Annotated in this window: 17 protein-coding genes; 11 read left to right on the top strand and 6 right to left on the bottom strand. The window is 54.3% G+C overall.

Annotated elements, in window-relative coordinates; all coding sequences use genetic code 11:
- Positions 1-192: 192 nt before the first annotated feature.
- The 6 genes from greB (at position 193) to AC3G3F_RS10730 (ending at position 7506) form a co-directional block, all read left to right on the top strand.
- Positions 193-666, top strand: coding sequence for a transcription elongation factor GreB (gene greB / locus AC3G3F_RS10755; RefSeq protein WP_000856695.1), 474 nt, complete (start codon positions 193-195; stop codon positions 664-666).
- Between the two features lie 98 nt (positions 667-764).
- Positions 765-3095 (top strand): Tex family protein, encoded by a 2331-nt coding sequence (locus AC3G3F_RS10750; protein WP_023247864.1) that lies wholly within the window; start codon positions 765-767, stop codon positions 3093-3095.
- A gap of 436 nt (positions 3096-3531) precedes the next feature.
- Positions 3532-3759, top strand: a complete 228-nt coding sequence (feoA, locus tag AC3G3F_RS10745; protein ID WP_001160955.1) for a ferrous iron transporter A — start codon at positions 3532-3534, stop codon at positions 3757-3759.
- 18 nt (positions 3760-3777) lie between these two features.
- The gene (gene feoB, locus AC3G3F_RS10740) at positions 3778-6096 is read left to right on the top strand and encodes a Fe(2+) transporter permease subunit FeoB (RefSeq protein WP_023247863.1); all 2319 of its coding nucleotides are present in this window, start codon (positions 3778-3780) and stop codon (positions 6094-6096) included.
- A 12-nt stretch (positions 6097-6108) separates the two neighbouring features.
- Positions 6109-6345: a [Fe-S]-dependent transcriptional repressor FeoC gene (gene feoC / locus AC3G3F_RS10735; protein WP_023247862.1), complete on the top strand. Its 237-nt coding sequence runs from the start codon at positions 6109-6111 to the stop codon at positions 6343-6345.
- A 234-nt stretch (positions 6346-6579) separates the two neighbouring features.
- A complete protein-coding gene (locus AC3G3F_RS10730; protein ID WP_088733674.1) occupies positions 6580-7506 on the top strand; it encodes an Rpn family recombination-promoting nuclease/putative transposase in 927 nt (308 codons plus the stop codon).
- 35 nt (positions 7507-7541) lie between these two features.
- Here the strand turns inward: AC3G3F_RS10730 and bioH are convergent, their stop codons facing one another.
- On the bottom strand, positions 7542-8312 hold the full coding sequence (gene bioH, locus AC3G3F_RS10725; RefSeq protein ID WP_023247860.1) for a pimeloyl-ACP methyl ester esterase BioH: 771 nt from the start codon (positions 8310-8312) through the stop codon (positions 7542-7544).
- A gap of 37 nt (positions 8313-8349) precedes the next feature.
- Between bioH and gntX the strand changes: the two genes are divergently transcribed.
- The 3 genes from gntX to gntT all read left to right on the top strand — a co-directional run bounded on the left by gntX (position 8350) and on the right by gntT (position 11361).
- The gene (gene gntX, locus AC3G3F_RS10720) at positions 8350-9033 is read left to right on the top strand and encodes a DNA utilization protein GntX (protein WP_023247859.1); all 684 of its coding nucleotides are present in this window, start codon (positions 8350-8352) and stop codon (positions 9031-9033) included.
- Positions 9034-9091: 58 nt separating this feature from the next.
- On the top strand, positions 9092-9667 hold the full coding sequence (gene nfuA / locus AC3G3F_RS10715) for a Fe-S biogenesis protein NfuA (RefSeq protein ID WP_000619387.1): 576 nt from the start codon (positions 9092-9094) through the stop codon (positions 9665-9667).
- Positions 9668-10044: 377 nt separating this feature from the next.
- Positions 10045-11361 (top strand): gluconate transporter, encoded by a 1317-nt coding sequence (gene gntT, locus AC3G3F_RS10710; protein ID WP_070803409.1) that lies wholly within the window; start codon positions 10045-10047, stop codon positions 11359-11361.
- A gap of 96 nt (positions 11362-11457) precedes the next feature.
- Here gntT and malQ read toward each other — a convergent pair whose 3' ends face one another.
- A complete protein-coding gene (malQ, locus tag AC3G3F_RS10705; protein WP_220652183.1) occupies positions 11458-13536 on the bottom strand; it encodes a 4-alpha-glucanotransferase in 2079 nt (692 codons plus the stop codon).
- Between the two features lie 9 nt (positions 13537-13545).
- Positions 13546-15939, bottom strand: coding sequence for a maltodextrin phosphorylase (malP, locus tag AC3G3F_RS10700; RefSeq protein WP_488394960.1), 2394 nt, complete (start codon positions 15937-15939; stop codon positions 13546-13548).
- Positions 15940-16532: 593 nt separating this feature from the next.
- Here malP and malT point away from each other — a divergent pair.
- Positions 16533-19238, top strand: a complete 2706-nt coding sequence (gene malT, locus AC3G3F_RS10695; protein WP_218506074.1) for an HTH-type transcriptional regulator MalT — start codon at positions 16533-16535, stop codon at positions 19236-19238.
- 68 nt (positions 19239-19306) lie between these two features.
- On the opposite strand, the gene AC3G3F_RS10690 is transcribed toward malT, so the two are convergent.
- The 3 genes from AC3G3F_RS10690 to glpE all read right to left on the bottom strand — a co-directional run bounded on the left by AC3G3F_RS10690 (position 19307) and on the right by glpE (position 21391).
- Positions 19307-20065: a DeoR/GlpR family transcriptional regulator gene (locus AC3G3F_RS10690; protein ID WP_023247855.1), complete on the bottom strand. Its 759-nt coding sequence runs from the start codon at positions 20063-20065 to the stop codon at positions 19307-19309.
- A gap of 93 nt (positions 20066-20158) precedes the next feature.
- Entirely contained in the window at positions 20159-20989 is an 831-nt protein-coding gene (gene glpG, locus AC3G3F_RS10685) for a rhomboid family intramembrane serine protease GlpG (RefSeq protein ID WP_023247854.1), read from the bottom strand.
- Positions 20990-21064: 75 nt separating this feature from the next.
- Positions 21065-21391, bottom strand: a complete 327-nt coding sequence (glpE, locus tag AC3G3F_RS10680) for a thiosulfate sulfurtransferase GlpE (RefSeq protein WP_023247853.1) — start codon at positions 21389-21391, stop codon at positions 21065-21067.
- Between the two features lie 197 nt (positions 21392-21588).
- Here glpE and glpD point away from each other — a divergent pair, with 197 nt between their 5' ends.
- Positions 21589-23097, top strand: a complete 1509-nt coding sequence (glpD, locus tag AC3G3F_RS10675; RefSeq protein WP_488394957.1) for a glycerol-3-phosphate dehydrogenase — start codon at positions 21589-21591, stop codon at positions 23095-23097.
- Positions 23098-23159: the final 62 nt, after the last annotated feature.

Raw genomic sequence — 23159 nt, 5'->3', positions numbered from 1 at the left:
AGTGTGTATTCTTAAAAAAGCTCACGTGAGTCACCAGCGAATTCTGGTATGAATTTCAGGCTAAATTGTTACAAAGCATATTTAACAGCAGCTTAAATATACAATTAATCAGCAAACCCATTATTTATTCTGTCGGGACGATCACGTTATACCCCGTGTGCGCAATATCGACAGCAAAGGTAAATCAACGAGATGAAAACGCCCCTGATCACCCGCGAAGGGTACGAAACACTCAAACAAGAGCTCAATTATCTCTGGCGTGAAGAGCGCCCGGAGGTCACCAAAAAAGTGACCTGGGCTGCGAGTCTGGGCGACCGCAGCGAGAATGCCGACTATCAGTATAATAAAAAGCGCCTGCGTGAGATCGACAGACGTGTCAGATATCTGACCAAATGCATGGAAAATCTCAAAATCGTGGATTATTCCCCGCAGCAGGAGGGCAAAGTCTTCTTCGGCGCCTGGGTGGAAATCGAAAATGACGACGGCGATACGCTGAAGTTCCGCATTGTCGGTTACGATGAAATTTTTGGACGTAAGGATTACATCTCTATCGACTCGCCGATGGCGCGGGCACTACTGAAAAAAGAAGTGGGCGATCTGGCGGTGGTCAACACCCCTGTCGGCGAAGCAAACTGGTACGTCAATGCGATCGAATACGTCAAATAAGACAAGAAGAATCCTAAGCCCCCGCTGATGGCTGGCATTTTTGTCAGCCAATCCGTATAACTATCCCCTGATTTTTATCCTGAAGACGAAGCTAACCCATGATGAATGATTCTTTCTGCCGCATTATTGCGGGTGAAATCCAGGCACATGCCGGACAGGTTGAAGCTGCCGTTCGCCTGCTTGACGAAGGGAACACCGTGCCGTTTATCGCACGTTATCGTAAAGAAATCACCGGCGGTCTGGATGACACGCAGTTGCGTAACCTGGAAACACGTCTGGGCTATCTGCGTGAGCTGGAAGACAGGCGTCAGGCCATCCTCAAGTCCATTTCCGAACAAGGCAAACTGACCGATGAGCTGGCTGGCGCCATCAACGCTACGTTAAGTAAGACCGAGCTCGAAGATCTCTACCTGCCCTATAAACCTAAACGCCGCACCCGTGGACAAATCGCCATTGAAGCCGGCCTTGAGCCGCTGGCCGATCTGCTCTGGAACGAGCCGTCCCACGATCCTGATGTGGAAGCGGCAAAGTATATTGATGCCGACAAAGGCGTGGCGGACACGAAAGCCGCGCTCGATGGCGCACGCTACATTCTGATGGAGCGCTTTGCCGAAGACGCCGCATTGCTGGCGAAAGTGCGTGATTACCTGTGGAAGAACGCCCATCTGGTTGCCACCGTCGTGAGCGGCAAAGAGGAAGAAGGGGCAAAATTCCGCGACTATTTCGACCATCATGAGCCAATTGCCAACGTCCCGTCTCACCGTGCGTTAGCAATGTTCCGTGGTCGTAACGAAGGCATTCTGCAACTTTCGCTCAATGCCGACCCACAGTTTGATGAGCCGCCAAAAGAGAGCTACTGCGAACAAATCATCATGGACCATCTCGGCCTGCGTCTGAATAACGCCCCGGCGGATAGCTGGCGCAAGGGCGTAGTGAGCTGGACATGGCGCATCAAGGTCTTAATGCACCTCGAAACCGAACTGATGGGCACCGTGCGCGAACGTGCGGAAGACGAAGCGATTAACGTGTTTGCCCGTAACCTGCACGACCTGCTGATGGCGGCACCGGCTGGCCTGCGCGCCACAATGGGCCTTGATCCTGGCTTGCGTACCGGCGTAAAAGTCGCTGTCGTTGACGGCACCGGCAAGCTGGTGGCGACGGATACCATTTATCCGCATACCGGTCAGGCGGCCAAAGCGGCTACCGTTATCGCCGCGCTGTGCGAAAAATACCACGTCGAACTGGTAGCGATTGGCAACGGTACGGCATCGCGCGAAACCGAACGCTTCTATCTCGACGTGCAGAAACAATTCCCGAACGTGACGGCGCAGAAAGTGATCGTCAGCGAAGCGGGGGCGTCCGTTTATTCCGCTTCTGAGCTGGCGGCGCAGGAGTTTCCGGATCTGGATGTTTCTCTGCGCGGCGCGGTGTCCATTGCCCGCCGTCTACAGGACCCGCTGGCTGAACTGGTGAAAATCGACCCGAAATCGATCGGCGTCGGCCAATATCAGCACGATGTCAGCCAGACCCAGTTGGCCCGTAAACTGGATGCGGTGGTAGAAGACTGCGTAAACGCCGTCGGCGTCGATTTGAATACCGCCTCCGTGCCGCTGCTGACCCGCGTCGCGGGCTTAACGCGTATGATGGCGCAGAACATCGTCGCCTGGCGCGATGAGAACGGTCAGTTTCAGAATCGCCAGCAACTGTTGAAGGTGAGCCGTCTGGGGCCGAAAGCGTTTGAGCAGTGCGCGGGCTTCCTGCGTATTAACCACGGTGATAACCCGCTGGATGCGTCTACCGTCCACCCGGAAGCCTATCCGGTTGTCGAACGAATTCTGGCGGCGACGCAGCAAGCGCTAAAAGATCTCATGGGCAACAGCAACGAATTGCGTCACCTCAAGGCCGCCGATTTTACCGACGATAAATTCGGCGTGCCGACCGTGAGCGATATCATCAAAGAGCTGGAAAAACCAGGCCGTGACCCGCGCCCTGAATTTAAAACCGCGCAGTTCGCCGATGGCGTCGAAACCATGAATGACCTGTTGCCGGGTATGATTCTGGAAGGGGCGGTCACTAACGTCACCAACTTCGGCGCGTTTGTCGATATCGGCGTCCATCAGGATGGTCTGGTTCACATCTCTTCCCTGTCGACTAAATTCGTCGACGATCCACACACCGTGGTGAAAGCCGGCGACATCGTGAAGGTGAAAGTGCTGGAAGTGGATCTGCAACGTAAGCGTATTGCGCTGACGATGCGTCTGGACGAACAGCCCGGCGAAACCACTGCTCGCCGTAGCGGCGGTGCCGATCGCGCTCAGGGAAACCGCCCGGCAACAAAAGCGGTGAAACCGCGCGGTCGGGACGCCCAGCCAGCCGGTAACAGCGCCATGATGGATGCGCTGGCAGCCGCACTGGGGAAAAAACGCTAATCGGGTAATACGCAGGCCGGATGATCTCTTATCCGGCCTGCGATTTTGCAATACGTCCAACCCTTTCTTTTTTAATTAACAATTAAATCTTACCCATTAGAATCTGTTAATTAATTCTCTTCTGCTATCCGTACTATTAATTATCACTCTATTAACAGATGAAACCTTAATTAAACATTAAAAATAGTGGATATTTGCACAACAGGGGGATTTGCAAAAAGACAAATAAATGTTGAGCCATATCAACATTGGCGCAAATTATCGCTTATTTGTACATTCCGTCACATTTTAACCGTTGAAGATAGAAACCATTCTCATTATCATTGTGTTGTTGATTATTTACTCTTTCCTTCGTTGGCTAAATATCGGGTCTCCTGCCGCCCCCCTGAGCGCCGCATGAGGTATACATCCAGTTAGCAAGAAACAAGTAGGTCGTATGCAATTCACTCCTGACACTGCGTGGAAAATCACCGGCTTTGCGCGTGAAATCAGCCCGGCGTATCGTCAAAAACTGCTTTCGCTCGGCATGTTGCCCGGCTCTTCATTTAATGTCGTCCGCGTCGCGCCCTTAGGCGATCCGATCCATATCGAAACACGACGCGTGAGTCTGGTATTACGTAAAAAGGATTTGGCGTTAATAGAAGTGGAAGCGGTTTCCTGTTAATACAGTGAGTCTATAAAAATGAAAAAATTAACCATTGGTTTAATTGGTAATCCTAATTCCGGCAAGACCACCTTATTTAACCAACTCACCGGCGCGCGTCAGCGCGTAGGGAACTGGGCGGGCGTCACCGTCGAGCGTAAAGAGGGTCAGTTTTCGACAACTGACCACCAGGTCACGCTGGTAGATTTACCCGGCACCTATTCGCTGACGACCATCTCGTCGCAAACCTCTCTCGACGAACAGATCGCCTGCCACTACATCCTGAGCGGCGATGCCGACCTGTTGATAAACGTTGTGGACGCCTCCAATCTGGAGCGTAACCTCTATTTGACGCTGCAACTGCTGGAGCTGGGTATCCCCTGTATTGTCGCGCTCAACATGCTGGATATTGCCGAAAAACAGCAGGTTCGTATTGATGTCGACGCTCTGTCCACGCGTCTGGGTTGCCCTGTCGTACCGCTGGTATCGACTCGCGGTCGCGGTATCGAGGCGCTGAAACTGGCCATTGACCGTCACAACGCTAACGACAATGTCGAACTGGTGCATTATGCCCAGCCGCTGCTGCGCGAGGCGGGTTTCCTGGCCGACGCGATGGCCCAGGAGATGCCTTTACAACAGCGCCGCTGGCTGGGTCTGCAAATGCTGGAGGGCGATATCTACAGCCAGGCTTACGCAGGCGAAGCGGCGCAAAACCTGGACACCTCCCTTGCCCGTCTGAAGGACGAAATGGACGACCCGGCGCTGCATATCGCCGACGCCCGTTACCAGTGTATCGCCGCTATTTGCGACGTGGTAAGCAATACCCTGACAGCCGAACCCAGCCGTTTCACCACCGCAGTTGATAAAATTATCCTGAACCGTTTCCTCGGCTTACCGATTTTTCTGTTCGTGATGTACCTGATGTTCTTGCTCGCCATTAACATCGGCGGCGCGTTGCAACCCCTGTTTGATGCCGGTTCCGTCGCTATCTTTATTCATGGCATTCAGTGGATTGGCTACACTCTGCACTTCCCGGATTGGTTAACCATCTTCCTGGCGCAAGGTCTTGGCGGCGGGATCAATACCGTCCTGCCGCTGGTACCGCAGATCGGGATGATGTACCTGTTTCTCTCCTTCCTTGAAGACTCCGGCTATATGGCGCGCGCGGCCTTCGTCATGGATCGCCTGATGCAGGCGCTGGGGCTGCCGGGTAAATCCTTCGTGCCGCTGATTGTCGGCTTCGGCTGTAATGTACCTTCCGTTATGGGCGCCCGCACGCTTGACGCTCCGCGCGAACGCCTGATGACCATCATGATGGCGCCGTTTATGTCCTGCGGCGCGCGTCTGGCGATTTTCGCCGTCTTTGCCGCCGCCTTCTTCGGGCAAAACGGCGCGCTGGCGGTCTTCTCGTTGTACGTGCTGGGTATTGTTATGGCGGTATTAACCGGCCTGATGCTGAAACATACCATTATGCGCGGCGAAGCCTCTCCGTTTGTGATGGAGCTGCCGGTTTACCACGTACCGCATATCAAGAGCCTTATTATCCAGACCTGGCAACGCCTGAAAGGTTTTGTACTGCGCGCCGGTAAAGTCATTATCATCGTTAGTATTTTCCTGAGCGCGTTTAACAGCTTCTCACTGAGCGGCAAAATCGTCGATAACATTAATGACTCAGCCCTCGCCTCTGTAAGCCGGGTGATCACGCCAGTCTTTAAACCGATCGGCGTCCATGAGGATAACTGGCAGGCGACCGTGGGTCTGTTTACGGGCGCCATGGCGAAAGAAGTTGTCGTCGGTACGCTGAACACGCTCTACACCGCCGAAAATATTCAGGACGAAGCGTTTAACCCTGCCGACTTTCATCTCGGCGATGAACTGCTGGGCGCGGTTGACGATACCTGGCAAAGCCTGAAAGACACCTTTAGCCTGAGCGTACTGGCCAACCCGATCGAAGCAAGTAAAGGCGACGGCGAAATGGCGACCGGAGCGATGGGCGTAATGGATCAAAAATTCGGCAGCGCCGCGGCGGCGTACAGTTACCTGATTTTCGTCCTGCTTTACGTACCGTGTATCTCGGTGATGGGCGCTATCGCCCGCGAGTCCAGCCGCGGCTGGATGAGCTTCTCAATCCTGTGGGGACTGAATATCGCCTATTCGCTCGCCACGCTGTTCTATCAGGTTACCAGCTTCAGTCAACACCCTACATACAGCCTGATCTGTATTCTGGCGGTGATCGTCTTTAACGTTGTGGTGTTAAGCCTGTTGCGCCGCGCCCGCAGCCGTGTGGACATTGAACTACTGGCAACCCGCAAAAACGTCAGTTCCTGTTGTTCGGGCACTGCGGGCAATTGTCACTAAGGGATGTAAAAAATGGCTTCATTGATACAGGTTCGCGATCTACTGGCGCTACGGGGTCGCATGGAGGTAACGCAGATCAGCCATACGCTGCACGCCCCGCAGCCAATGATCGACGCCATGCTGAATCAACTGGAGATCATGGGTAAAGCGGTACGTATCCCGGAAGAACCGGACGGCTGCCTTTCAGGTAGCTGCAAAAGTTGTCCGGAAGGTAAAGCCTGCCTGCGCGAATGGTGGGCCTTGCGTTAACCTTCGCCGGATAGCGACGTAACACTTCTCATCCGGCCTTTATCCCGCGTTATGTTGCCCGGTACGCGTCACGCTGCCGGGCAATTTTGCGTAATGCCTTCCACAAAGATGAAAGCGTTACCGCCGTCCGCATTTATCTCCCCATGCGCCTCGCAAGCGCACTAATTCTCTACTGCAATCAGCCCGGTCAGCGCGTAGTGTCACGTCATTGAACTTCACCGGTGACGGATCGATATGGCGACCTCAACAACATCCACGCCGCATGACGCGGTATTCAAACAGTTTTTATGCCACCCCGATACTGCACGAGATTTTTTGGAAATCCATCTCCCGTCGACATTACGTCAAATCTGTAATCTGAATACGTTACGGCTGGAGTCCGGTAGCTTTATTGAAGAGGATTTACGCCCCCATTATTCCGATATTCTTTGGTCGCTGGAAACAAGTGAAGGTGAAGGTTACATTTACGTGGTTATTGAACATCAGAGTACGCCGGACGCGCATATGGCATTTCGGCTGATGCGTTACGCGATGGCTGCAATGCAACGACACCTGGAGGCCGGGCATAAGACGTTGCCGTTAGTGGTACCAATGCTGTTTTACCACGGAAACCGAAGCCCGTATCCGTTCTCATTATGCTGGCTGGATGAATTTGCCGACCCGGTTATGGCGCGTAAGCTATACGCCACCGCCTTTCCTCTGGTCGATATTACGGTCGTGCCGGACGACGAGATTATGCGGCACCGCCGCGTCGCGCTGCTGGAACTCATACAAAAACACATCCGCCAACGTGATCTGATGGGGCTTGTCGAACAGCTGGTCGCCCTGCTGGTTAAGGGATACGCTAATGACACCCAGCTTCAAAGTCTGTTTAATTACATGGTGCACACTGGCGACGCCGCGCGCTTCAATACGTTTATCCGCCAGGTGGCTATGCGTATCCCACAGCATAAGGAGAAGATCATGACTATCGCAGAAAGATTGCGTCAGGAAGGGCATCGTAACGGGTTACAGAAAGGGCTACAACAAGGCAAACAGGAAGGCCAACGGCTCGCCGCATTGCGCATTGCCCGCTCCATGCTAACCGATGGTTTCGATCGCGATACCGTGCTTAGGGTTACCGGGCTGGCGCCTGCCGATCTGGCGTCTGAAAGCCATTAATCTTGCAGAATGGTCTGGGCCCGGTAACGCCCTGGTTACAGCGATGATTTTAGCGTCATCAGCGCCTGGCAAAACGCCGCCGGATGCGAGATAAACGGCGCATGGGCCGCCTTCGCCATTATCTGCGATGTACTGTACGGCCATAACGTATCGAGCAAAGGCGCGATTTTACGCGGCACCAGACCGTCCAGATAACCATACAAACGCAAAAACGGCATGTTCACATTTTTAAGCGCTTCTCGTAGATCGACCGTTTTTAAGATTTCCAGTCCGCCATTGAGCACGTCTACATCCGGCATAGGCTGCGCCAGCACTACGCTTTTTAAGGTGCGGGCATCCTGACGCGCCGTCTCCGTCCCTAACGTTTGCAGCGCCAGAAAACGCTCCACCGTGCGCTGAAAATCGTCGCTAAGCTGCTGCTGAAATCCGCCGAGGATTTCCGGTTTTATTCCCGGCCACCCCTCACGCGCGCTAAAGCATGGCGAAGAGGCGACAGTCACCAACGCCTGAACGCGTTGAGGGTGTGTGAGCGCCATCTGACTCGCCACCAGCCCACCCAGACTCCAGCCAAGCCAGATAGCCTGGTCCGGCGCGTTTTTCGCTACCTGCGCCGTCATCTCTTCAAGCGTCATGGCGCCAAACCCCGTGCTACGACCATAGCCCGGCAAATCGACCAGATGCAGCGTAAAATGCGAGCCGAGTTCCTCGCGAATGCAATGCCATACCTCCGCATTCAATCCCCATCCGTGCAGCAGCACAAGATGACAATTTCCCTCGCCGTAGGTCTGCCACCAGATGTCATTCATCAGTTACTGTTCTCTTTTGCCTAACAAGGATGCACCTATGCTAACAGTACCGGGATTATGCTGGCTATGCCGAATGCCGCTGGCGTTAAGTCACTGGGGGATTTGTTCCGTATGCGCGCGCGCCGTCCGTCAGCGTATCAGCCAGTGCCCGCAATGCGGATTACCTGCCGCGCATCCTTTGCTCCCCTGCGGTCGCTGCCTGCAAAAACCGCCGCCCTGGCAGCGTCTGGTGAGCGTCAGCGACTATACGCCGCCTTTGAGTTTACTGGTGCATCAGCTTAAATTTACCCGCCGCAGCGAAATTGCCGCCGCTCTGGCGCGTCTACTGTTGCAAGAGGTTCTCATGGCGCGCCGCAGCACTGGCTTGCAGCTTCCCGACAGAATCGTCAGCGTTCCGCTCTGGCCGCGCCGACACTGGCACCGGGGATTTAACCAAAGCGATCTGTTATGCCAACCGTTAGCGCGCTGGCTTGGCTGTGCATGGAACAGCCAGACCATCACGCGGGTACGGGCGACCGCAGTCCAACATCATCTCAGCGCCAGGTTACGTAAACGCAATTTGAAAAACGCGTTTCGCCTTGAATTGCCGGTACGGGATCTCCATATGGTTATTGTGGATGATGTCGTCACTACCGGAAGTACCGTCGCGGAAATCGCGCAACTGCTTTTGCGCAACGGCGCAGCGACTGTCCAGGTATGGTGCCTGTGTCGAACCTTGTAGAGCCTCGATGATGGGCGTATTATAACCAACTAAAATAGTCAACTATTAGGCCATTACTATGATCCGTATTTCCGATGCTGCACAAGCGCACTTTGCCAAACTGCTGGCAAATCAGGAGGAAGGGACGCAAATCCGCGTATTTGTTATTAATCCCGGCACCCCTAACGCGGAGTGCGGCGTTTCTTATTGTCCGCCCGACGCCGTGGAAGCCACTGACACCGCGCTCAAATTCGATTTGCTGACCGCTTATGTCGACGAGCTGAGCGCCCCCTATCTGGAAGATGCGGAAATTGATTTCGTGACCGACCAGCTAGGTTCTCAACTCACATTGAAAGCACCAAACGCGAAGATGCGCAAAGTGGCCGATGACGCGCCGCTGATGGAGCGCGTGGAGTATGCTCTGCAATCGCAGATTAACCCTCAGTTGGCGGGCCACGGCGGTCGCGTCTCGCTGATGGAAATTACCGATGAAGGCTATGCTATTCTGCAGTTTGGCGGCGGTTGCAACGGTTGCTCTATGGTTGACGTCACGCTGAAAGAAGGGATCGAGAAACAGTTGCTGAATGAATTTCCGGAACTGAAAGGGGTTCGCGATTTGACCGAACACCAGCGCGGCGAGCACTCATACTACTAATATTTTACCCGCATCCATGCCCGATGGCGCTTGCGCCTATCGGGCCTGCCGTCTGCGCTACCGTAGGCCGGATAAGGCGTTTACGCCGCCATCCGGCGCTATCAGCCACACCTCAGGTCGATGGTCTTTCTTCTCCCCCGATAACATGACCTGTGTCTCATAATTTAAATTTTGCCTGCCAGAGCCATTTTCAACACCCCTATGTTACCCGTATCATTCTTATGGGCACCTAACATCCATATAACATCTGACTACGCTCATTCGTTTCAACGTTAATCAGTATTGGTGCTATTGTGGCTCTGTTCCCGTCGGGGATAACAGGAATTTGTCGTCGAAACAATGACGTTACCCATAACAAAGTAAAGGCCAGGTAAATCATGCCATTAGTCATCGTTGCTATCGGTGTTATCTTGTTACTTCTTCTGATGATCCGCTTCAAAATGAACGGATTTATCGCCCTTGTCCTGGTAGCGCTCGCTGTCGGGTTGATGCAGGGAATGCCGCTGGATAAAGTCATCGGCTCCATCAAAGCCGGTGTCGGCGGTACACTTGGCAGCCTGGCCCTGATTATGGGATTTGGCGCCATGCTGGGCAAAATGCTTGCCGACTGCGGCGGCGCTCAACGTATCGCCACTACCCTGATCGCGAAATTTGGTAAAAAGCATATCCAGTGGGCCGTGGTGTTAACCGGCTTTACCGTCGGCTTCGCTCTGTTCTATGAAGTGGGCTTCGTCCTGATGCTACCGCTGGTATTCACCATTGCCGCGGCGGCGAATATTCCGTTACTGTACGTCGGCGTGCCGATGGCCGCGGCGCTCTCCGTCACACACGGCTTCCTGCCGCCGCACCCGGGCCCAACCGCGATTGCCACGATTTTCCATGCTGATATGGGTAAAACGCTGCTGTTTGGTACGATTCTGGCGATCCCGACCGTGATCCTTGCCGGCCCGGTTTACGCCCGTTTTCTGAAAGGCATTGATAAGCCGATCCCGGAAGGCTTGTACAGCGCGAAAACCTTTACGGAAGAAGAGATGCCGGGCTTTGGCGTCAGCGTCTGGACGTCGCTGGTTCCGGTTATTCTGATGGCGATGCGTGCGATTGCCGAGATGATTCTGCCAAAAGGCCACGCTTTCCTGCCCGTTGCCGAGTTCCTGGGCGACCCGGTCATGGCTACGTTGATTGCCGTACTGATTGCGATGTTCACCTTTGGCCTGAACCGCGGGCGTTCGATGGATCAGATTAACGATACGCTGGTCTCCTCCATCAAAATTATCGCCATGATGCTGCTGATCATTGGCGGCGGCGGCGCGTTCAAGCAGGTGCTGGTCGATAGCGGCGTGGATAAATACATCGCTTCAATGATGCATGAAACCAATGTCTCTCCGCTGTTTATGGCGTGGTCTATCGCGGCGGTTCTGCGTATCGCGCTGGGCTCCGCGACTGTCGCGGCGATTACCGCAGGTGGCATTGTGGCACCGCTGATCGCCACTACCGGCGTTAGCCCTGAACTGATGGTTATCGCGGTCGGTTCCGGGAGCGTGATTTTCTCTCACGTTAACGATCCAGGCTTCTGGCTGTTCAAAGAGTATTTCAATTTGACTATCGGCGAGACCATTAAATCCTGGTCGATGCTGGAAACGATCATCTCCATCTGCGGCCTGATTGGCTGTCTGCTACTGGGTATGGTGGTCTGATAAAATATTGCCGGGTGGCGCTTCGCTTACCCGGCCTACAAAAATCCTCGTAGGCCAGGTAAGACACATTGCGCGCCGCCATCCGGCAAAATAACGTTACGCCTTCTTCACGGCCGCTTTTCGGCGTCTGTCCAAATCCTTAATCAGCTTGTTCACTCCCTCATCGGCAAACATGGCCTCAAGAGACGCGGACAATTTTCGCCGCCAGTTTTTATACTGATAGCTGGTGCCCGGCACGTTAACCGGATCGGCCATATCCAGCCAGTCCTCCGGCTGAAGCCCCAACAGACCGCTGTTACTGTCGGCGATATAGCGCTGAAGTCCGCGATTTAGTATCGGCGTCATCGACATTAACGATGCCTTATGCCCGGCGCGTTTTGGCAGACAGCCATATTTATGCAGCGCGTCCAATAGCCCCTGTTTCGCCCGCTCGCGATCCTCATACAGCCCGCGCAGAATCACTTCATCCGGATAAAGCCCCAGAGCTTTACCCAACGTCAGGTCACCGCATTCCCAATAGCCGCGCAGCGTGGGGAGATCGTGCGTCGAGGCGACAGCCATCGATTGTTGCGGATACGCGCCTGGCGCGCGGAAGTTTTTCTCAAGGTCATTTTCAAACCACAGCACTTTATAAGAATAGACCCCGCTATCGCGCAGCTTGCCGACAATCTCAACTGGCACCGTCCCCAGATCTTCGCCTATCACCATACAGCGATGACGTTGGCTCTCCAGCGCCAGAATAGCTAACAGATCGTCAACCGGATACTGAACATATGCCCCGCGATCCGCTGTTTCGCCATACGGTATCCACCACAGACGCAGCAACGACATAACATGGTCAATGCGCAACGCGCCGCAGTTTTGCATATTGGCGCGCAGCAGGTCGATAAAGGGTTCATACGCCCGGGCGACAATGATATGCGGGTCCATTGGCGGCAGCCCCCAGTTCTGACCGAGCGGGCCGAGGATATCCGGCGGCGCACCGACGGATGCTTTCAGGCAATACAGCTCCCGGTCGCACCAGGTTTCCGCGCCGCCTTCCGCCACGCCAACCGCCAGATCGCGGTACAGACCAATCGGCAACTTAAAACTCTGACAGGTATCCCAGCAGGCGGCGAATTGGCGCCAGGCCAGCCACTGAAGCCAGAGGTAAAACTCCACCTCTTCGCGGTGCGCTTCACAGAATTTTTTCACAGCGGGAGACTCTACCGACTGGTACGCCTCCGGCCAGGCTGGCCAGCCCCAGCGCTGCTCATCCTCTTTCACCTGATACGCATGCAGCGCGTCGAATGCCGCCTGCCAGTAAAGGCTCTCGCCTTCGCGGGCGATAAAGTGACGAAACTCCGCCATTTGCGCATCGTCGCGAGCGGCAAACCTCGTCCACGCTATCCGCAGCGCCGTGATTTTCAGCGCGGTAACGGTAACGTAATCCACCCATTGCGCATCTCGCGCCTGTCGCAGTCTTTGCTGTGTGGCGGGCATTTGCCACCACGCCTGCGCCTCTTCGCTCAGGCGGAAATCTTCGACAGCGTTAACATCAATATATATCACGTTCAGCCAGCGACGGGACGAGGGGCTGTAGGGACTGGCGCTCTCCGGATTCGCCGGATAAAGCGCGTGGATCGGGTTCAGGCCGATAAACGCGCCGCCGCGTTTCGCAACGTCGGCCAGCATCGACTTCAAATCGCCGAAATCGCCAATACCCCAGTTTTTTTCTGAACGAAGGGTATAAAGCTGGACGCAGGCCCCCCACAGTTTTTTCCCTTCCAGCAGCGCCTGCGGTTCATAGCATCGCGGCGGGGCAACGATAATACGACAGTGCGTTCGCTGTTCATCCTGGGTCAACGTCAGGGTGTGGTAACCCTCCGGCAACGTAGCCGGAAGGTTAAGTTTTTTACCGCCCGTCACGCGCCCTTTGTAATGCACGCCCTCTTCAGTGGTCAGCAGCCAGGCAAACTCACCGCGCCCCTGTACCGGTAACGCCATTTTTTTACCCGCAGTATAAACCTTCACATTCGGCACGATCGCCTGTGGTCCGGTGGTCGTACCGTGCATCGCCGCCAGCAAACGTCTCTTGGTTTCAGCGCCAATAGACTGCGGTTTGCCATGAGCATTGATGTAACTGGGGCTGATCCCCGCCACCAGCGCGGCACTATCGAGACGTTTATTTTCCATCGCGCTCCCTTAGCGTTTTGCCTGCCAGATACGGGCCTGATAATCGCGAATAGAGCGATCGGAACTGAACATACCGCAGCGCGCGGTATTGAGGATCGCGGCGCGCGTCCACGCTTCCTGGTCGCGATACAGCGCATCCACCAGCTTTTGCGCCTCGACATAAGCGGCGAAGTCCGCCATGACCAGGTACGGATCGCCCCCCTGTTTGCCGAGGCTATGCAGCATCTGGTCAAAGGCATGTTTATCGCCATCGCTGTATTGACCGCTTTCCAGCTCTTTTAGCACCGCATCCAGCACTTTGTCTTTTTTACGCCATTTCACCGGGTCGTAGCCTTTAGCTTTGAGCGCCTTCACCTCTTCCACAGTATGGCCAAAAATAAAGATATTCTCTTCGCCCACCTTCTCAGCGATTTCAACGTTAGCGCCGTCCAGCGTTCCCACTGTCAACGCCCCGTTCAGCGCCAGCTTCATGTTACCGGTGCCGGACGCTTCTTTCCCGGCAGTAGAAATTTGCTCGGAAATATCCGCCGCGGGAATGAGCATTTCCGCCGCCGAGACGCAGTAATCCGGCAGGAAAACGACCTTCAGCTTATCGCCCACCGCCGGGTCGTTATTAATGGCTTCCGCGACCTTATTGATAGCAAAAATGATGTTCTTCGCCAGGTAATAGCCCGGCGCCGCCTTCGCGCCAAACAGGAATACGCGCGGTACGCGGTCAGCCTGTGGATTTTCGCGGATCTCTTTGTACAGCGCCAGAATATGCAACAGATTCAGATGCTGACGCTTGTACTCGTGCAGGCGTTTGATCTGAATATCAAAAATCGCATGGCTCGAAATCTCAATCCCGGTACGGGCCTGGATAAATTTCACCAGCCGTTCTTTGTTCGCCCGTTTGATGTCGCGATACTGCTGACGGAATGTGGCGTCGTCAGCGTATTTTTCGAGGTTGATCAACTGGTCGAGATCGTTAGCCCACTCTTTTTTCAGCGTTTTATCCAGCAACGCCGCAAGCTGCGGATTGCACTGCTTGATCCAGCGACGCGGCGTAATGCCGTTGGTGACATTGTGGAATTTGTTCGGCCAAAGCTGGTGATATTCCGGGAACAGATCTTTCACGACCAGATCGGAGTGCAGCGCCGCCACACCGTTGACCGCAAAGCCGCTGACCACGCACATATTGGCCATGCGTACCTGGCGGTCATGCACCACCGCCAGTTTTGCCCATACCTGCTTATCGCCCGGCCAGGTGTTATCGACCAGCGTCTTAAAGCGGTCATTAATCTGCTTGATAATCTGCATATGACGCGGCAACAGAGTTTTGATTAATCTCTCGTCCCAGCACTCCAGCGCTTCCGGCATCAGGGTATGGTTGGTGTAGGCGAAAGTGTTGCGGGTAATCGCCCAGGCATCGTCCCAGCTTATCTGGTGTTCATCCAGCAATACGCGCAGCAGTTCAGGGATGGCAATAGTCGGGTGGGTATCATTTAGCTGAATGACTTCATAATCCGCCAGCTCATGCAGTTTGCGTCCGGCCAGATGATGGCGACGCAGAATATCCGCTACCGAGCAGGCACACTGGAAGTATTGCTGCATCAGACGCAGTTTTTTACCCGCCGTGTGGTTATCGTTGGGATAAAGCACCTTCGTCAGTTTTTCCGCATCGATACCCTGCTGTTCCGCACGCAGGAAAGCGCCGTCGTTGAATTTGGTCAGATCAAACGGATGCGCATGGGTCGCCTGCCACAAACGCAGCGGTTGCGCGACGCCGTTACGATAGCCCAACACCGGCAGATCCCAGGCCTGGCCTGTAATCACAAAGCCGGGCTCCCAGCGCCCTTCTTTGGTGACTTTACCGCCGATCCCAACCTGAACGTCCAGCGCCTCGTTGTGGCGGAACCACGGATAGCTGCCGCGATGCCAGTCATCCGGCGCTTCCATCTGCTTGCCTTCAACAAATGACTGACGGAACAGCCCATACTGGTAGTTCAGACCATAGCCCGTGGCGGACTGCCCGACGGTCGCCATCGAATCGAGGAAGCAGGCGGCCAGACGTCCCAGACCACCGTTGCCGAGCGCCGGATCGACTTCCTCTTCCAGCAGATCGGTCAGGTTGACGTCATGCGCTTTCAGCACATCGCTAACGTCCTGGTACCACCCCAGATTTAACAGGTTATTTCCCGTCAGGCGGCCAATCAAAAATTCCATCGAAATGTAGTTCACATGACGCTGGCCTTTCGTCGGCTGCGCTACCGGCTGCGCGCTCAGTAATTCTGCCAGCGCGCCGCTAACGGCCTGCCACCACTGACGAGACGTCATGTCGGACGCCGACAGTAAACCGAAACGCTGCCACTGACGCGTCAGGGCGGCCTGGAATTGATCTTTATTGAAGGTTGGCTGTGACATAGGAAATCCGTCCTCGGGTAATAAAACAACGTTGTCGCTAGTTTGCCAGGCTCGATGTTGACCTTCCTCCTCCCGGCACGGATTAGGGAGGGAGGAGGAGCGGGGATGAGCATAAAAGTGTGATCGCCGCCACTTAACCCTGCATAAACGCGCCGACTCCTGCCAGCGGTGTCCAGTGTTACGCATAATCAAATGAATAAACAGAAATAACAATAAATCACGGAGGGGTATTTTCGAAAGATTATATGAACGCCGAAATAGTTTCTTACTTGAAATATTCAGCGGCGGGAGATTCACCGACTTAACATAATTAATTAAATGCCTGGTATTGCCATTGTGTTAAATCCGGATCATGACCAGGACATTATTTACAACAGCAGCAATATGACCTCAGCCCAGTTCTGACGCCCGTTTCAACTGCACCAAATACTTTTTTAATACCGTTATTTAGAATTGTGACAGAGTGCAAATTCAGACACATAAAAAGTCTGCTTAGCTTGCATTAAAATGCTTTCTGGTCGACCTTGTATTTATTAATTACGAAGCGCAAAAAAAATCGCAGTTCCCCCATTCCTCACAGTGAAGTGATTGCTATGTTGATTCCGTCTAAATTAAGTCGTCCGGTTCGTCTCGACCATACCGTGGTTCGTGAGCGGCTGTTGGCTAAACTTTCCGGCGCGAACAATTTCAGGCTCGCCCTGGTAACCAGTCCTGCTGGCTATGGGAAAACCACGCTTGTCTCACAGTGGGCGGCGGGCAAAAATGAATTAGGCTGGTACTCTCTCGACGAAGGCGATAACCAGCAAGAGCGATTCGCCAGTTACTTAATCGCCGCTATCCAGCAGGCCACCGGCGGACACTGCACTACCAGCGAAGCGATGGCGCAAAAACGTCAGTACGCCAGTCTGACTTCCCTCTTCGCGCAGCTCTTTATTGAACTGGCGCAGTGGCATCGCCCGCTTTATCTGGTGATTGACGACTACCATTTGATTACCAATCCGGTGATTCACGATGCGATGCGCTTTTTCTTACGTCATCAGCCGGAAAATTTCACTCTGGTGGTGCTATCGCGTAATTTGCCGCAACTGGGCATCGCTAACCTGCGCGTGCGCGATCAGTTGCTGGAAATCGGTAGCCAGCAGTTGGCTTTTAACCATCAGGAAGCAAAGCAATTTTTTGACCGTCGTCTTTCATCGCCGATTGAAGCCGCTGAGAGCAGCCGAATGTGCGACGATGTTGCCGGTTGGGCCACTGCGCTACAGTTGATCGCCCTTTCCGCCCGCCAAAATAATCACTCGGCGCACCAGTCCGCCCGGCGACTTGCTGGTATTAATGCCAGCCATCTGTCCGATTATCTGGTAGACGAAGTACTGGATAACGTGGATGTCAGCACCCGACATTTTTTACTTAAGAGCGCTATCTTACGCTCAATGAATGATGCGCTGATCGTACGCGTGACCGGCGAAGAAAACGGCCAGATGCGGCTGGAGGAGATTGAGCGTCAGGGGCTATTCCTGCAACGCATGGACGACACGGGGGAATGGTTCAGCTATCACCCGTTGTTTGGTAGCTTTCTGCGCCAGCGTTGCCAGTGGGAACTGGCGGCGGAACTGCCGGAGATCCACCGCGCAGCCGCGGAAAGCTGGATGGAACAAGGCTTTCCCAGCGAAGCCATTCATCATGCGCTGGCGGCGGGCGATGCGCAAATGCTGCGCGATATTCTGCTTAATCATGCGTGGGGGCTGTTTAATCATAGCGAACTGGCGCTGCTGGAGGAGTCATTAAAAGCGTTGCCGTGGGAAAGCCTGCTGGAAAATCCGCGGCTGGTATTGTTGCAGGCCTGGCTGATGCAAAGCCAGCACCGCTACAGCGAAGTGAATACATTACTGGCGCGTGCCGAGCAAGAGATCAAAGGGGTCATGGACGGCACGCTGCATGCTGAATTTAACGCGCTGCGCGCTCAGGTCGCCATCAACGATGGCAATCCGGAAGAGGCAGAGCGGCTGGCGAAACTGGCGCTGGATGAGCTTCCTCTCGCCTGGTTTTATAGCCGCATTGTCGCGACCTCCGTTCACGGCGAAGTGCTGCACTGTAAAGGCGATCTCAGCCAGTCTTTATCGCTGATGCAGCAAACCGAACAAATGGCGCGCCATCATGACGTCTGGCATTACGCGCTGTGGAGCTTAATTCAACAAAGCGAAATTCAGTTCGCCCAGGGATTCCTGCAGGCCGCATGGGAAACGCAGGAGAGAGCCTTCCAGTTGATCAAAGAGCAACATCTGGAACAACTGCCGATGCATGAGTTTCTGGTACGTATCCGCGCGCAATTGCTGTGGGCGTGGGCGCGCCTTGACGAAGCGGAAGCCTCGGCGCGCAGCGGTATCGCTGTGCTGTCCACCTTCCAGCCGCAACAACAGTTGCAGTGTTTGACGCTACTGGTGCAGTGCTCGCTGGCGCGCGGCGATCTGGATAATGCCCGCAGTCAGCTTAACCGACTGGAAAACTTATTAGGCAATGGCCGTTATCACTGCGACTGGATCTCTAACGCCGATAAAGTGCGTGTCATTTACTGGCAGTTAACCGGCGACAAGAAATCCGCCGCCAACTGGTTACGCCATACGCCAAAACCGGCGTTTGCCAATAACCATTTTCTGCAAGGCCAGTGGCGCAATATCGCCCGCGCGCAGATCCTGCTGGGCGAATTCGAGCCTGCGGAAATCGTGCTGGAAGAATTAAATGAGAACGCCCGTAGCCTGCGCTTAATGAGCGATTTAAACCGCAATCTGCTGTTACTCAATCAGCTTTACTGGCAATCCGGGCGGAAAAACGATGCCCAGCGCGTATTGCTTGATGCCTTACAGCTCGCCAACCGCACCGGATTTATCAGCCATTTTGTGATTGAAGGCGAAGCCATGGCGCAACAATTGCGTCAGCTTATCCAGCTCAATACGCTGCCAGAGATGGAGCAGCATCGCGCGCAGCGCATCCTGCGAGAGATTAACCAACATCACCGGCATAAATTCGCCCATTTTGACGAGGGCTTCGTCGAGCGCCTGCTTAACCATCCGGATGTCCCGGAGCTTATTCGCACCAGCCCGCTCACCCAGCGTGAATGGCAGGTGTTAGGGCTTATCTATTCCGGTTACAGCAACGAACAGATTGCCGGCGAACTGGCGGTGGCCGCGACCACCATTAAGACGCATATCCGCAACCTCTACCAGAAACTCGGCGTCGCGCACCGTCAGGACGCGGTGCAGCACGCGCAGCAGTTACTGAAGATGATGGGGTACGGGGTGTAAATTAATGCCTGATGGGCTTATCAGGCCTACGATCGCGCGCAGAGTGTAGGCCGGATAAGGCTGTCTCTTTAGCACAGCTCTAATTGAATATGGTGGTCGGCGATGACCTGCATCACGCCCGCCGGTGGTAGGATATCGGTGTAGACCGCATCGACCATACTAATGCTGCCCATGTTTACCATCGCATTACGACCAAATTTAGAGTGATCCACCACCAGCATCACGTGGCGCGAATTTTCGATAATCGCGCGCTTGGTGCGCACCTCATGGTAGTCAAATTCCAACAACGAGCCGTCGCTATCAATACCGCTAATACCGAGAATGCCGAAATCCAGACGGAACTGGGCGATAAAGTCCTGCGTCGCTTCGCCAATAATACCGCCGTCGCGGCTGCGGAGTTCGCCGCCGGCCAGGATAATACGAAAATCCTCTTTCGCCATTAGCGTGTTCGCTACGTTCAAATTGTTGGTCACGATCCGCAAATTACTGTGCCCTAACAGGGCGTGCGCTACGGCCTCCGGCGTCGTGCCGATATCAATAAACAGCGTCGAACCATTGGGGATCTGGGTCGCGACTTTACGAGCGATACGCTCTTTTTCTTCCGTTTGCGTCGCTTTACGATCGTGCCACGGCGTGTTCACCGAGCTGGAGGGCAGCGCCGCGCCGCCGTGGTGGCGCAAAATCATATTCTGTTCCGCCAGATCGTTAAGATCCCGACGGATGGTTTGCGGGCTGACAGAAAAATGCTCCACCAGCTCTTCCGTACTGACGTACCCCTGTTTTTTTACCAGTTCAATGATCGCGTCATGCCGTTGTGTTTGTTTCATGAATAATCTCTGAAAGTAACCAACCTTATGCCGGATAGCGGCATTCGCCCTACCCGGCCTGGAAAAATATCTCGACCACAGGCCGGATACGCCTCACGTTCGTTTTCGCGCATTCAACGTATCAACAAGGGCCATCGCTAAACCGACGATAAGCCCGGCGATGTGCGCGCCGTTCGCCATAGACATGCCAAACCAGTCAAGCCAGCCAGCGACTATCCACAATAATGCAAAAATAATTAAGCCGCGCTGGAGGTAAATTCCGCTTTGCGGATCGCGCTCTCCGCGCAGCCACACGTACCCCATCAACGCATAGACGACGCCGGACAGCCCGCCAAACCACGGACCGCTAAATTTCTGCTGTACATAGCCGCTTAGCAGCGCGCTTATCACCGTAATGACGATTAATTTACCGCTGCCCAGGCGCTTCTCTACCGCCCCGCCGAGATACCACCACCACAGCAGGTTAAAAAGAATATGCATCAGTGAGAAGTGCATAAAGATATGGGTGAAGTAGCGCCAGAATTCAAATTTTAAGGCCGGATCGAACGGCCATGCCAGCCACACCATCACCGTCTGATCGCCGACGATATTCATCGCGATATAGACCAGCACGCAGGCGACCATCACGATCCAGGTGACGGGGCCGGCTCGTTCACGCAACGTGGTGAGAAAGGGAAAACGGCGGTAGTGCAGCCCGCTGTTAGTCTGCCCGGACTGCCAGCTAGCCGCCAGATAACGCGGATCGCCGGGATTTTCTATAAACCGCGCCAGCTCGGCCCGCACGCGTTCGGCCTGCGATTCATCCGCCAGCCAGATATCGCTTTGATTATGTTGCTGAATAGTAAGAATGACGCCCTGGGTGGCCATGTAATCAACAAATGCCTGCGCCACGCGGGGATTCGCAAAGGAAGTAATCATCAACATTGTTGCTGTCGCTTAGTCCATACAAAAGAAGACAGTATATATACCCTTCTCGTCGGAGGCTGCATCTTTGTGGGATTAAGCGCCATTTGCGATGTCGGCAGGGAAATGGCGATGCCAGGCCTCAAACCCGCCGTCAATGCTGTAAACCGCATCATAGCCTTGCTGGAGCAGATACTGCGCGGCGCCTTTACTGCTGTTGCCGTGATAGCACATCACCATCACGGCGGTATCGAAATCATGCTCACGCATAAACGCGCCCAGCGTATCGTTGGTCAAGTGAAACGCCTGCGGCGCATGACCCATGACATAACTTTGCGGATCGCGAATATCGACCAGCACCGCCGCGCCCTGATGCAGTTTCTGATACGCCTCTTCTACAGTGATACATTCAAATTGTTCCATGAATCGCTCTTTCATATTGCCGGTGAAGCCAATTAAGGCATTTTATCGCCCAGTGTACGTTGACGGAGTAGCTTAACGCCATAATGTTATACATATCACTCTAAAATGTTTTTTCGATGTTACCAATAGCGCGTTTCTTTGCTATTATGTTCGATAACGAACATTTTTGAACTTTAACGAAAGTGCAAGAGGACAGCATGGAAACCATAGATCTGATCGTGATAGGCGGGGGCATTAACGGTGCAGGCATCGCGGCTGATGCCGCCGGACGCGGTTTGTCCGTACTCATGCTGGAAGCGCAAGATTTAGCCTGCGCGACCTCTTCCGCCAGTTCTAAACTTATCCACGGCGGCTTACGCTACCTGGAGCACTACGAATTCCGTCTGGTCAGTGAAGCGCTGGCAGAACGTGAGGTGCTGTTGAAAATGGCGCCGCATATCGCCTTCCCGATGCGTTTTCGTCTGCCGCACCGCCCGCATTTACGTCCGGCATGGATGATCCGTATCGGTCTGTTTATGTACGATCACCTCGGCAAACGTACCAGTTTACCCGGTTCCACCGGTGTGCGGTTTGGCGCAGATTCGGTACTCAAACCTGAAATCGTGCGCGGATTCGAATATTCCGACTGCTGGGTAGACGATGCGCGTCTGGTGCTGGCCAACGCACAGATGGTGGTGCGTAAAGGCGGCGAAGTCCTTACCCGTACTCGCGCAACCGCCGCTCGCCGGGAAAATGGCCTGTGGATTGTCGAAGCGGAAGATATCGACACCGGTAAAAAATATGTCTGGCAGGCGCGCGGACTGGTTAACGCCACCGGTCCGTGGGTCAAACAGTTCTTCGACGAAGGGATGCACCTACCGTCTCCGTATGGCATCCGCCTGATCAAAGGCAGCCATATCGTTGTGCCGCGCATCCATAATCAGAAGCAGGCGTATATTCTGCAAAACGAAGATAAACGTATCGTCTTTGTCATCCCGTGGATGGAGGAGTTTTCGATCATTGGCACAACCGATGTCGAATATAAAGGCGATCCGAAAGCGGTAAAAATTGAAGAGAGCGAAATTAATTACCTGTTGAAGGTCTATAACGCGCACTTCCAAAAACAACTGGGACGCGATGACATCGTCTGGACATACTCCGGCGTCCGTCCGCTGTGCGATGATGAGTCCGACTCGCCGCAGGCTATCACTCGCGATTACACCCTGGATATCCACGATGAAAATGGCAAAGCGCCGCTGCTTTCCGTGTTTGGCGGTAAGCTCACGACCTACCGTAAGCTGGCCGAACACGCGATGGAAAAACTGGCGTCTTATTATCCAGGCATCGGGCCGGCATGGACCAAAACGTGCGTACTGCCCGGCGGCGACATCGACGGCAGCCGCGAAGATTACGCGGCGAAGCTGCGTCGTCGTTATCCGTTCCTGACGGAATCGCTGGCTCGCCACTATTCGCGCACTTACGGCAGCAATACGGAGTGGATTCTCGGCGAAGCCACGTCACTGCTTGATTTAGGCGAAGATTTCGGCCATGAGTTTTACGAAGCGGAACTCAAGTATCTGGTGGATCACGAATGGGTGCGCCGTACTGAAGACGCTATCTGGCGTCGTACCAAAGAAGGCATGTGGCTGACCGCCGAGCAGCAGTCGCGCATCACCCAATGGCTGGCGGAGTATATTGGCAAACGCCAACTGTCACTGGCGTCCTGAGAAAAATGCCGGCTGGCGGTGAACGCCTGATCCGGCCTACAAGAATACATAAACGTAGGCCG

The organism is Salmonella sp. FC25216 (genome assembly GCF_057751355.1).
This window is presented reverse-complemented; position numbering and strand designations above follow the sequence as displayed.